14 protein-coding genes and 1 pseudogene are annotated in these 12,116 nt (G+C 46.2%); 4 read left to right on the top strand and 11 right to left on the bottom strand.

The features are described 5' to 3' along the window. Positions 1 to 50: 50 nt before the first annotated feature. Positions 51 to 335, bottom strand: coding sequence for a hypothetical protein (locus ACKFKH_RS25095; protein ID WP_446861076.1), 285 nt, complete (start codon positions 333 to 335; stop codon positions 51 to 53). A 329-nt stretch (positions 336 to 664) separates the two neighbouring features. Then, a pseudogene (locus ACKFKH_RS25090) lies at positions 665 to 1,162 on the bottom strand (IS630 family transposase); the annotation flags it as partial. Between the two features lie 254 nt (positions 1,163 to 1,416). On the opposite strand from ACKFKH_RS25090, the gene ACKFKH_RS25085 reads away from it, so the two are divergent. After that, positions 1,417 to 2,385: a transposase gene (locus tag ACKFKH_RS25085; RefSeq protein WP_446861075.1), complete on the top strand. Its 969-nt coding sequence runs from the start codon at positions 1,417 to 1,419 to the stop codon at positions 2,383 to 2,385. A gap of 238 nt (positions 2,386 to 2,623) precedes the next feature. On the opposite strand, the gene ACKFKH_RS25080 is transcribed toward ACKFKH_RS25085, so the two are convergent. The 7 genes from ACKFKH_RS25080 to ACKFKH_RS25050 form a co-directional block, all read right to left on the bottom strand. Next, positions 2,624 to 3,406: a methyltransferase domain-containing protein gene (locus tag ACKFKH_RS25080; protein ID WP_446861074.1), complete on the bottom strand. Its 783-nt coding sequence runs from the start codon at positions 3,404 to 3,406 to the stop codon at positions 2,624 to 2,626. A gap of 2 nt (positions 3,407 to 3,408) precedes the next feature. Continuing rightward, positions 3,409 to 4,581 carry a hypothetical protein gene (locus ACKFKH_RS25075; protein ID WP_446861073.1) on the bottom strand — a complete coding sequence of 391 codons (1,173 nt, stop codon included), beginning with the start codon at positions 4,579 to 4,581 and terminating at the stop codon, positions 3,409 to 3,411. Positions 4,582 to 4,655: 74 nt separating this feature from the next. Further along, on the bottom strand, positions 4,656 to 4,946 hold the full coding sequence (locus ACKFKH_RS25070) for a hypothetical protein (protein ID WP_446861072.1): 291 nt from the start codon (positions 4,944 to 4,946) through the stop codon (positions 4,656 to 4,658). A gap of 283 nt (positions 4,947 to 5,229) precedes the next feature. Continuing rightward, positions 5,230 to 5,601 (bottom strand): clan AA aspartic protease, encoded by a 372-nt coding sequence (locus tag ACKFKH_RS25065; RefSeq protein ID WP_446861071.1) that lies wholly within the window; start codon positions 5,599 to 5,601, stop codon positions 5,230 to 5,232. Beyond that, complete coding sequence (locus ACKFKH_RS25060) at positions 5,598 to 5,873, bottom strand: hypothetical protein (protein WP_446861070.1); 276 nt, start codon at positions 5,871 to 5,873, stop codon at positions 5,598 to 5,600. The genes ACKFKH_RS25065 and ACKFKH_RS25060 overlap by 4 nt, the downstream gene beginning before the upstream one ends. Positions 5,874 to 6,015: 142 nt before the next feature. Then, positions 6,016 to 6,474: a RipA family octameric membrane protein gene (locus ACKFKH_RS25055; RefSeq protein WP_446861069.1), complete on the bottom strand. Its 459-nt coding sequence runs from the start codon at positions 6,472 to 6,474 to the stop codon at positions 6,016 to 6,018. 376 nt (positions 6,475 to 6,850) lie between these two features. Further along, positions 6,851 to 7,495, bottom strand: a complete 645-nt coding sequence (locus ACKFKH_RS25050; RefSeq protein ID WP_446861068.1) for a hypothetical protein — start codon at positions 7,493 to 7,495, stop codon at positions 6,851 to 6,853. 480 nt (positions 7,496 to 7,975) lie between these two features. Here ACKFKH_RS25050 and ACKFKH_RS25045 point away from each other — a divergent pair, with 480 nt between their 5' ends. From ACKFKH_RS25045 to dprA, 3 genes are all read left to right on the top strand, one after another. Continuing rightward, positions 7,976 to 8,380 carry a phage integrase N-terminal SAM-like domain-containing protein gene (locus ACKFKH_RS25045; protein WP_446861067.1) on the top strand — a complete coding sequence of 135 codons (405 nt, stop codon included), beginning with the start codon at positions 7,976 to 7,978 and terminating at the stop codon, positions 8,378 to 8,380. A 167-nt stretch (positions 8,381 to 8,547) separates the two neighbouring features. After that, a complete protein-coding gene (locus ACKFKH_RS25040; protein ID WP_446861066.1) occupies positions 8,548 to 8,919 on the top strand; it encodes a hypothetical protein in 372 nt (123 codons plus the stop codon). A 156-nt stretch (positions 8,920 to 9,075) separates the two neighbouring features. Beyond that, on the top strand, positions 9,076 to 10,197 hold the full coding sequence (gene dprA, locus ACKFKH_RS25035; RefSeq protein ID WP_446861065.1) for a DNA-processing protein DprA: 1,122 nt from the start codon (positions 9,076 to 9,078) through the stop codon (positions 10,195 to 10,197). A 31-nt stretch (positions 10,198 to 10,228) separates the two neighbouring features. Here dprA and ACKFKH_RS25030 read toward each other — a convergent pair whose 3' ends face one another. Further along, complete coding sequence (locus ACKFKH_RS25030) at positions 10,229 to 10,855, bottom strand: response regulator (protein WP_446861064.1); 627 nt, start codon at positions 10,853 to 10,855, stop codon at positions 10,229 to 10,231. Next, entirely contained in the window at positions 10,852 to 12,024 is a 1,173-nt protein-coding gene (locus ACKFKH_RS25025) for a sensor histidine kinase (RefSeq protein ID WP_446861063.1), read from the bottom strand. The genes ACKFKH_RS25030 and ACKFKH_RS25025 overlap by 4 nt, the downstream gene beginning before the upstream one ends. Positions 12,025 to 12,116 lie beyond the last annotated feature (92 nt).

Genomic DNA, 12,116 nt, shown 5'->3' with positions numbered 1-12,116 from the left:
TTGAGGAATTGAGCAGCCTCCTTATCTTACAATTAATTCTACCCACCTACTTAACCAGCTTGAAGTGCAACGTTGGACTGAGAATCTACACGCTTCCAAATTCTCGACTCTGGGCTAATTGCCCAATTTGACTTAAGCGGTAGAGTTGCGCGGATCAATAAGCGATCCTCACCAGATGGAGTTGTAAAAATGCCCGTGTTTGCAAAAAATTCAGCCCCCAGCTCTGTCTCTACGATTTTTAACCCCTTATTGTGTTGCTGTAGCGTGTAGACAGCCCATGCTGCTGCTTCTTCGGCGGTTGAGAAAGCGGGAAGGTCTGCGTTGGTGATATTCATGCTAGTAGTTGAATGTGACTAATAAAACATTCCCAAGATTCAACACTGATCTTGATTTCCGCAGCCTTTAGGAAGGGAATCGATCGCCCAATTTAGTCACGATTTAGTCAATTTTTTTAACTGATTTCTACAAGCCAAACGCATCAGAGCTTTTAGTCATCAGCTACACGGACTGAAAATCCTCGTGTCACGAGTTCAAGTCTCGTTCCTGGCATCCAGTAAAATTAAGCCAAAAGTCCAGAGAGAAGCCTTTCTGGGCTTTGTTTTTGGCAATTTTATCTGGAAGCCTGACTTTTCTGATGGGTCTTTTTAGATGAATCTATACTGCATCAGGGTATGGATTGCGTGTTACGAAAGGACTGAAAGCGAAGCGTTAGTAGGGAGTCTAACCCCTGTTTATGAGTGGTGTGGCATTGGTCAAGGCAACTAGAAATGGCGGCTTTGAACTGAGCGAAGTCAGCAGAATAGGTCGAGTACAAGCACTGCTTTTTAACAAACTTCCACAACCGCTCAATCAAATTTAAGTTGGGGGAATCAGGCGGTAGGTAGGGCAACTCAATTTGGAGCGAGGCGGCAAGCTCAGTGACGAGGGCACATTTTTGATAACGGGCATTGTCCAGCACCAAGGTCATCGGGACACTCAGCCCTAAAGCCGCTAGTTTCCTTAACAACTCACAAACACTCTGGGCGTTGATGTAAGCGTCATTGGTCACGAGGACGAGTTCGTGGGTGAGGGCATTCATCGCCGCTAAGACGTTAAAGCGCTGTCGTCCTGCTCCCGTTTTGACAAACAAGCGCTCGAAACACTACAAAAACCCCAGGTAGGCTCAGTAGATCGAAAATTCTCTAGGAAAGGGGTAGAGTCAGGCTAACCAAAATTTAAACAGCCATGACTTCCTACCCATCCTTATTATGTGATACGCCCGCTTTGGATGATCAAAGCACATTGGAGTGCACGATCCACTGCTTGAGCGAACACCTTTGCTTGGAAACGAATGGCAGTTACACGGCGCGGGAATTCTTTGAAATCCTAGTGCGAGCGGCAAGCCGGGGAGATAGCATTGAACACACCACACGAAGTTTGTCAGGAGCACCTAGCAGCAATTGCATCCGCTATCAGCTAGAGAAACTGGACGACAGGGTGACATTAGAGGCACAAGTGAATGCCGCCTTGCAAAGTCGGATTCCACCCAAAATCGGCAAGGGGCGGCATCGCATCGCCATCGATTTGCACTTGATTCCCTACTATGGGGTACCGAACGAAATCGAAGCGCCGTATGTCTACCGCTCTCAAGCAAAAGCCGGGACGACCCGATTCTTTGCCTATGCGACTGTGTATGTGATTTGCCGCAACAAGCGTGTCACCTTGGGCATTCATGCGGTGCCGAGCGATGAAACCCCAGTTGCTACGCTCACCTATCTGTTAGCAATGCTCTCGCCGTTGCGCGTGCGCGTTAAAGCGTTACTGCTAGATCGCGGTTTCTACTCAGTCTCCGTGATTCGCTGGCTCAAGGCACTCAACTTACCGTTTTTGATGCCTGCGGTAATTCGCGGCAAAACAGGGGGAACTCCTGCGCTGTGTGTCGGACGCAAAAGCTATCGCACAACCTACACCCTCAACAGTTCTGCGCATCGCAGCGTCACCTGTTGCGTTGCCGTGGTCTGCGGGTATTTCAAAGGATTTAAAGGGAAGCATGGCATTTGCGATGCCCTCTACGTCGTGCATCGCTTGAAGATCGCGCTCCCTCAACTACATGACTATTACCGCGACCGCTTTGGCATTGAAACGAGCTATCGCCTGAAGAATCAGGGGTGCATTCGCACCACCACCAAAAACCCAATCCTCAGATTTCTATTTGTCGCGTTAGCCTTGATTCTGGTGAATCTGTGGGCCTATTTGCTCTGGTATTTCGTCTCTCGCCCAAGACCCGGTGGGCAGGTGGTTTTGAAAGCTTTGTTTCCCTTCAAAACCATGTTGGATTTCCTCACTCATGCGGTAGAACGACGATTTCCGTTGATTACAGCCATTTATTTACCCGTGTCGGGCTGACTTTGCGATCTACTGAGAGTGCAAATTCGGTTGTCGGTTCCAACGTTAGTTAGATTGTGGCGCCACGAAAATTCTAGCGTATAGTACAAGTGAACTGAATGGCGCTGTCGGTCTAGCGACCCCGTTCACCCGCCGCTAGTAACTTCTCGGATTCACCGACCAACTCTATACGGTCGATGTGCAACGGGATTGTTAGACCGTATTTCTATGATAGGAGCTGATACCTGTTCTGGCGAGTTCACTGAGGGATACCTCGTCTTGCCAAGATATGAAAACACCTTGCTACCGCACGGTAGGGATCTGAACAACCCGCAAGCCATTCTGCTGCAATAACTTGGCGGATATCGCTTGCAACTATGGCTTCACAGAGATGATCAGTGAAAATGCCAATCCCGTACCAGCCGATTTCATCAAAACCGAGATCGGACAGTCTCTTAGACACAGCCACTCGTGAAATATTGTTAGTAGCGACGCAGCGGGTATCACAATTCAAACCTGTAGAGAGAGTAGCGATAGCTTCTGCCCATCGTTCTTGAAGGCCCAACCTCATTGCTATTGAGTCTGAATTTACTGAGCTTATGGATACTACTGCCTTATCACTTACAAGCTTCAAGATCTCAGAAAGGAAGGTAAGTGGACTGTCTTGATACATGATGACACTGTGACAGCAAAGTACATCGTACCCACCACCTACCTCGTTTAATGCAGACTCACCAGTCGCATGCACAACTTTTATGAGTTTGCGAACTTGTTGAGGAGCTAATGAAATATTTTTGATCGTCGCATCCACCATAGTAAGGTCTGGATCTACGATTACTACCTCGTGCCCAAGTTCAGCAAGGTAAATACCAACATGTCCCCCACCTCCCCCAATATCAATGATTCGGCAAGGACTATCTGGAAGATGTGACTTAAGAGCAAGCAGTATAAGATCCACTGAGAGGTTAAGCCCTACTTCATTTCCCTCTAAAAAAGCGCCCGCGAGAATATGAGCGTTTCTCTCCCAAATGCTACCAACCATCATCATTCATTGTTAAGACACGTAGAAACTAAGTTAGTAGAACCACAACAACCCGAATCCAAAATTAGAACCTCAGGTGAAAAAACATCTTCATCACGAGTCGAGCGAGGATGTGGCCCTTCTGAAGGAATAACCTGTTCAAGGTCTATAGGAACATCACAGTCATCCACCCAAACCTTTCCCCCCCTCGCTATAAGATCTAAATGAATTTCACACTGATAATCTACAACCCCTGGATCTTGGTTATGTTGACCAAATCCGAGATGAACACCACATCGTCGCTCATTTACATGAGAATTGAGTGAGATTGGGTCATGAACTGAGAGGTTTGTGCCAAAGCCAAGCTCACCTACTCTAGGCGCACATGGACTCGAAAGGCATTTTTCGATAAATGAGTATACTTGAGAGTCAGAACAGTCAAAGGACTGTAGGTATCCGTTTTTCAACTCAAGTTTTACTGGTGAACTCGATAAACGAGCATCACGATTAGTCACTGTATTCACATTAAAAGCAAAATCTGCAACAAATATTCCATCTACACTGGCAGGATAAGTTGCAACCTCTCCGGCAGGCAAAATAATTGTCCCTCCTTCTTTAGCAATTCCACGATTGCTTATCCAACGATGTCGTTCTGAGTCAAGGCTGACTCTAAGCTCTGTTCCGCCTTGTGTGGTAATTCGAAGCCTTCGTGCAGGCATGAACTGCTTCAGAAGAGTTATGTTCAACGCTTCAAGTTGCTGAGGTGTTGAGAGCAATGCAGTCTCAAAAAGTTCCTTACTTGCACTGATCACTCGATAAACTAGCCGCCTGCTAGGTGGAAATGCCTCAACGATGCGATTTAAAGTTTCCGTATGAGACATTGTGTCTCGTTCAAACGTGAAAACTACAAGACGCCCCTGAATCTCGTCTATGCATGGAATAGCATTTCGAAGAGCGTCTTCAAATTCAAAATCTACGAGAGGATTAGTCCAAATGCGACAGTAAGGAATCTGCCCTTTCTCAAGACCTAATGAAACCCAGATTGCTGCTTCCGTAGCGTCGCCGGTATAAACTAAGACGACAAAGTCTGATGGAGTAATAGAAGCATAACTATACAGCAGGGAGTTAACTCCGCTCCATACGGTCGGGATAAACTCTTCTACCCGCTTTGTAACGTATTCTAATGTGTTGTTCATCACAAATCTCCCTTTTCAAAAAAGGGAAACTACCTTGCTGAGCAGTTTCCCTCCCAAATTGCTACTTATGGTTGCTACTGATTGAGACGACCGCCTTCGACTGCAGAAATCTTTGCGGTACTGTAAGAAATTGTCCATGCAACAGCGTCTTTAACGCTAGCAGGATCAAGTCGCTCAATTAGAGTTGCATTAGCCGTGGAGTAAGAGATTGTCCACGCAGAATCAAGTCGTCCACCCCCAAGCTCAGCAGCACGATCTTTAAGTTCACCGACTTTTAATCCACGAATGGCTTCTCCTTTCGTAACTTCAGAAAGAACATCCTTCGAAACTCGAGCTACCAATACTTTCAGTTCATTCTCATCCATGGTCTTCCTCCACTTAGATTTATTAGTTTTAGACTAAGCTCACGTAACTACAGCACACTAACTCACACAACATATATCTCTTCTTCAAAGTGAAGTTCAAGCAGATTTTACAAATCTTACTGCCCTAATTCTCTAGGAAACTATTGCCCAAAATGATTTGGGCATGTGATACGGTCTAACGGCGAAAGTGAGCGGCGGCGAGTAGACTAGAACGAAGCGCGAAGACTCTCTACCGTCCGCTCCACTGTGTTGTTAGACCGTGCCTCAACGAAGGGACTTTCAACTACTCAACAGGCTTGATGGTGACGTTACCACCTTCCACTGCCCGAATAAACAAATCGTAGCCATACAGTAAACTCATCCCGACTAACGGATCAGTCTCCGCTTCATTTACGGGAATGTTCCGGTATTGCCCGTCCCAGATCACGGTTGCGGCATAAACTTCAAAAGTAACTTCGCTCCCATCGCCCAATGTCCCGCGATCGATACCTGTCCAAGGAAGGTTCAGAGCAACAATGATTTCACGAGGCAGGCTCAAAAATCCTGTATAGCCTGTATCAATCACTGCATCAATCAAGCGCGTCTGACGATTTGTATTGCTCACGACCAGCGAAATAGTTGCCTCACAGCTTAAATTCACGACACCGTGCATCATACAGGTTTTCTCAAGCTCCGTGCGCCAAAGCGATGAACGGCGCGATGCCCAATGCGGACGATCCAAGGTTGAGCATCAGGGAGTCTTTCAAATAAGCGATTGGTTGCATCTAAAATTTCGTCTGCCACTTCAAAGGCTCCGGTTTCGATATCGATCGCCACAATTCTGCCGTGGTTGCCTTCCTCGACTTGCGGTCGCACTTGAGATTTATAAATCTCATCGCCACGTCGCGCAAACTCTTCTTTACTGTATCGGGGTTGTCGAACTGTCATCGGCTTGACCTCGTTGCAATGTTATCTCTGCATTTTAACCTGAACCATTCCTCTGTTTCACGGGGCTATATTGCACTGCTCTGCCAGTGAATTCAGTTTTGAAAAAATAAAACGATGTACAGAAGAATAAAGATTGGAATCATCATGTAGAATTCACCTCATTCTTTGCAAGCCTTGCCCAGAGACTCATTCGACGAGTGATTCGCTCACCTTCAAGTTCTAGCAGTATAGCCTTGCCACTTGCAAACTTACCTCCACGCGATAAAGTCACCACTTGTGGACTAAGATAACGTTCTTCAATTTCACGAGCAGATAAAAGATAGTAGGTACTGAACTCATGAGCGCGTTTGACTAAAAGAAACCATGAAGCACACAGTAATACCCCAATAACAGGTAGAAGGATCTTTAGAATTTTTAATGTTGGCTGACTCAGAATTACAACAATACCAGCAACTACTATGCTGTTCGCCACTAGCATCGCATTGAAGATTGCCCAAATTTTTTCTCCGTAGAACGCTACGTGATCCAATGCTGCTTGATACCCAACTCGTGCATTTTCAAGTTCAGCCGAGTCTGAACTCTTCTCCGTTAAACCAGCCATCTGTACCTCCACAAAAAAGCACGATCTATACACAGTAGCAGATATGGGATTTTGTCATATTCAATCTAATAGGACTTACGCATTGACAAAAAATCCAAAATAGCATTTAGGCTTTTCAAGGCTTTTAGCCAAGTTTTCAGCCCTTTTTTTGACGATCGCAAGCCGATCTAGATGGGGTTGGCAAAGACTGAAACAGGCTGTTTGCGTTAGTGCATAAAGCAGTTTATTTGTACAGTGCGTAAGTCCTATCTAAGCTCTCTTGTGTGTCACATAGATGAGCTAGTTTTCAGTTTTCAGTTGCTAGGACAATTTATCGCGGTCTAACGGTGCGCTTGAGCGGCTGCAAGTAACTTATGCCATGCACCAAGATTATCCATCAGTCCGCTCCAAGCGAATTGTTAGGTTGGTGGGTTTTACGCGCAATTGTTGATTTAGAACGAATTGGTTCAAATTCTTCTTCCTCACCTGGCTCGATTTGAGTTCCATATTGAGTTGGGTCAAAAACATCCAAACTCAACCCCGATCTGAAATCTCCTTGAACAATTTGCTGTTTGTCATACGTGACTCGTTGAACCACTGTTGTACCACTCAAAGCATCTTGAGCGGAAAGGGTCAGTTGCAGTTTCCAATGATCATTAACCAAATCTTCCAGAGGTGAATTAGGCTCAACTACAACAATCCACATTGGCGGAATACGCCACATATCTTTGATTGCTATTCGAGAACCTAACGCAGCTTGGCTATCACTTTTTAGCTCAATCTTGCGTATCATGCGCCGTTGACCATCAGCGACATTTGCTATTTTTGTCAAAGTGGCTTGTGCAGATAGGTTAATGACTTGGCGCGTTCCAAGATTAACAACCTTGATCCGATAAATAGTTTGACCTCGCCTTTCCTCATCGTAACTTGGACTCTTTGAAATTACTTGAGACACTCTAACGTTGGGCTTGAGGAAATGGAGATATTTCCAGAAAATCCAAGATGTTATGAGTCCGCCTATAAAACCCAGAAATATTTCCATTCCTTTATCTTCTTCAATGATCTAAATATGAGCTAGGAAAGTTGTGCTTCGCACGATCAATCTATCGGATCTTATCTTTACTACTCATATGCAATTTAACGAATAATGCTTTCTCTCCAATAATCTCCATACGCTGCCCTCACCAATAACTGAAGCAACCTAACTTGTGTTTAGACTGATCTCGTCTATCTAACCTCCCTGATTCGGGTGATTAGGCTGAAAATTGTCTGGCTAACCCTCCCAAAGGGGCGATTAGGCTGAAAAACTTTCGGATAACTCCTCAAATCTCAGATTAGGGCAGACAAGATTCTGTATAACACCCCAAATTGGGAAGTTAAGCAGAATTACGCTTGCCCCAAAATAATATCTCTGGATTGAGAAAATAATCCTGTTGCTTTAGGAAATCTTCATAGTCAGTACAGAGCATCCCGCTGTAGTATTTAGCACATTAATACTACTTACCTCTCAGCAATCTAATCTATGGAACCGCGTCCCAAAAAACTGCTTGACCAAGTTCGCGATGCCATTCGGCTAAAACACTACTCCTACCGGACAGAACAAAGTTACGTAGCCTGGATACGACGCTACATTCTTTTTCATAACAAGCAACATCCCCAAGAAATGGGCGTTGCAGACATTGAAGCTTTTCTTAGTCATCTGGCAGTCTCAGAGCAAGTTTCTGCCTCTACTCAAAACCAGGCGCTCTGTGTCTTGACTAAAACGGAAGGTACAAGGAACGAGTCGATCCCCAAATGCCTGATTAACGTTTCTCCAAAAAATTGGCTATTCCAAAAAATCAAAAATCTGTGTAAGATGTTCCGCAGGTGGAGATCACGCCCCGGAAATCTGATTTGCGAGATCAAATCTCCGAGGACTTCCACCTAAGTTAATTGGAGTAACTTTGGAGGCGTTCATGATTGTACTACGTCTGCTTTGCGATGGGATCTTGAAAGGTTGGAATCAAGATCCTGCATACACTTCACACCACTGGGGAGCGTTTGAGCCGTCAGCGTTCCCATCCTCTTTGCACTAAACAGAGAGGACAAAACAACATGGCCGTTAGGAGACACCTTCCTGACTCGGTTTCGTTTAGCTTTGAGTTGCAATGCTCATTAGTGAGACGATATCAAGTCACCGTTACGTTGGATTTGCAGGATCGTTTGATTTTTGTACCTTCTGGCATTCTCTCGGATGTCAGGAATTGTATTGAAGAGTTTGTTGAACAATTGAGTGAAGTTGCTTCAAATCAATTAGCCTATCTCAAATGGGATGGCACGAGCGATTTGACGACTGAATATCAAGTGATTCGCGTGTTGGCGGGCTATCAAGTGCAGCGGTCTTTAATGAAGTTTGATATTGTCCTGGGGGCTGGTTCACTCATACATTTGGAGGAATTGCACAACCAAAAGACAATTCAACTTTAGAGATTTAGAGAGTCGTCGATCGCATACTCCACTGATTTACGGCTCTCTAGTCCAGCTTCGCTGATTCATCTTTTCTAATCAGCCCCTAAAAATGACAGAAGACTCGCCATAGAGGGAATACTCAACTCAAAATTACCAGATTGCGAGGGTAGGAGATTGACTCAGGAACGTGCATTTTGGCTGGCTTGGGCGCAAATTCCCAATGTGGGGCCGATTTTGATTAAGCGACTCTACCAGGAGTTTGGCAGTTTGTCAGAGGCTTGGGATGCTCGCCCTGATCAACTTCTAGCCGTCGAAGGCATTGGACTATTGACCGCAGAAGCGATCGCCACCGATCGCCACAACTATCAACCCGATCACCTGCTCCAACAGCACGAACAAAAAAACTCACAGTTTTGGACACCCGCCGACCCCGAATATCCCGCTTTGTTGCAAGAAATCCCCGATCCGCCGCCCGTTCTGTATTATCGCGGCAAACCTTCGATGATCAAAGATCTGACAGATTTACCTGCGATCGCGATCGTCGGCACTCGTGACCCTTCCGACTATGGTCGCCGCTGGACGCGAAAAATAAGCGCATCGCTGGTACAAAATGGCTTCATCGTCGTCTCAGGACTGGCAGAAGGCATCGATACCGAAGCTCACCAGAGTTGTCTAGAAGCCAGTGGTCAGACAGTTGCCGTCTTAGGAACGGGTGTCGATGTCGTCTATCCGTGGTCAAATCGCAAGCTTTATCAAGAACTCATTGAGAACGGTCTAGCCTTGAGCGAATACCCCAACGGCACGCAGCCCGATCGCACTCACTTTCCTCGACGCAACCGGATTGTGGCAGGGTTATGTCGTGCAGTTTTGGTGATTGAGGCTCCCAAAAAATCAGGCGCTCTGATCACAGCTTATCTTGCCAACGATTATGGACGCGATGTCTATGCCCTTCCTGGCAGCCTCGACAATGCCAAATCAAAAGGCTGTCTGACCCTGATCAGCAAAGGCGCACAGATGATTCTCGGCGAGTCAGAACTGCTAGAACTATTGGGAACGATGCCTCAACTCGATGCCGCAAAATCTGCCCAACCCTTGTTGGAGTTGAGTGCTGAATTGGCTCAAGTATTGCAATCAGTCGGCACGATCGTCACCCAATCCAATCTCGAATCGGCTGCCTTTGATGCGATCGTTCAGCAAACAGGCATGGCCGCCGGACTCGTCTCCAGCGCTCTGTTTCAGTTAGAAATGTTGGGCTTAGTGTCCCAACTGCCCGGAATGCGATACCAAACGCTTTAGGAGATTCTCTTTAATAGATTTACCCATCTTGTTAAAGATTTTGTTGTGCCCAAAGTGCTGCTTGAGTCCGATCGCGCAACCCTAGCTGAGACAAAATGCGAGACACATGATTTTTAACCGTTCCCTCAGCAAGATGGAGGCGTTGGGCGATTTCTTGATTGGTGTTTCCTTGAGAAATGAGTATGAGAACTTCGTGTTCACGATCGCTAAAAAGATGTCGATAATCTTGCTTTGGCAGAGGGGCAGAAATCTTTGAGAACACCTTAGACGCGATCGTAGGGCCGAGTTGACTATGCCCTTGATAAACCGTACGAATCGCTGCGGCTACTTGAGCAGACGGCGTACTTTTGAGCAGATAGCCTAACGCCCCAAACTGAAGGGACTGCCATACATATTCATCTTCGCTAAAGGTCGTAAAAATCAAAATCCGAACCCACGGATAGCAGTGATGAATCTCACGAGTCGCCGTCACGCCATCGCAGATCGGCATTCGCACATCCATTAAAATCACATCGGGCTGAAGTTGAGCCGTGAGCGCGAGCGCGACCGTTCCATTCTCCGCTTGTCCGACAACCTGCAAATCGTCTTCTAACTCCAACAAGTCAGCAAGTCCTTGCCGAAAAAGAGGCTGATCATCGACCAACAACAATCGAATCATTGTGGAATTTTTACTCGAAGTTGGGTGCCCTGTCCCAGTTGACTATACAGCGTAAACTCGCCGCCCAAGAGAGAAACGCGCTCCTCAATGCCCTGCAAGCCGAAGCCCGATCGCGGTTTTTCAAGCTCAAATCCTCGGCCATTGTCGTCGAGTTCGATGATTAAGGTGTTGGCACCTGTCCCAGCCTGAAGACTGACCGAAGATGCATGCGCATGTTTTTGAATGTTCGTCAAACCTTCTTGAATAATGCAATAGAGCGGATGACTGATGTTGAGCGGCAGATCGGGCAAATCGAGATCGACGTGCATTGCAAACTGCTGCGATTGATTAACCTGCTCGACAAGGGTGGTCAAGGCTCGATTGAGATTAAACGTCGGCTGTCGAATCGTCTGCACCGTCGATCGCACATCTTGTAAACACTGGCTCGATAAGCGTTTGGCATTCTCTAGAGCCTGTAGCGCTTTTTCGGGGTTGCGCTGTTGTAGCCGTTGAGCAACTTCTATCTGAATGTCTAGCGTGGTCAACGTGTGACCTAATGAGTCATGAATTTCGCGGGCGATGCGCGATCGTTCTAAACTGGCTGCGAGGGTTTCAACTTCTGTAGCAAGCAGTTCTGAGGTTTGTCGGCTTTTGCGCTCTGCCATCACCAACAAACTCATCAAAATTGAGAAGATGCAAGCTCCCAGATAATAAGCGATGTTTCCCATCAAAATGAGCTTTGGGGCATCCGGCACTTGAATTCCGTTCATTGTCAGCATCTCAGAAAACTGAGGAATGCTCCAGAGCGTGCCCACGACATAAAAAATGCTCGTTAATGCAATCGTTAGAACAACTTCTTTGAGATTGAGTAAGAAGCAGCTTTTGATAATCGACCAATGTAGGATTGCTGCGATCGGACTCACCAACGAAAGCCAAATCGCCAGAATTAGATTGATCGATACATAGATTCTTCTTTGACTAATCGAACCATTAATCGGAATAAAAAAGCTGAGAATAATATAGGCAACGCTGGCAATGCAGGTTTGAAAAGTGAGCGTTTGTGGATAGGCATAGCCTTCGCCCACCAATCCTAATAGCAGCCCAACACCGATCAGGCTCCAATCGAGATAACGTAGGGTTAGACTCAATGATTTTGGAGAACTGGTATCTAGCTGGATGGGCGATCGCATAATCCACACACGACTTCTTTCCCACGATTTTAGACTGAAATAATTCTGTTAGATCATGACTTTCGTCACGAGTTTAAACTCCAAACGTCATT

The organism is Phormidesmis sp. 146-20, from assembly GCF_052939475.1.
Note: the sequence above shows the minus strand (reverse complement) of the source record. Positions and strands in the feature narration are given on the sequence as shown.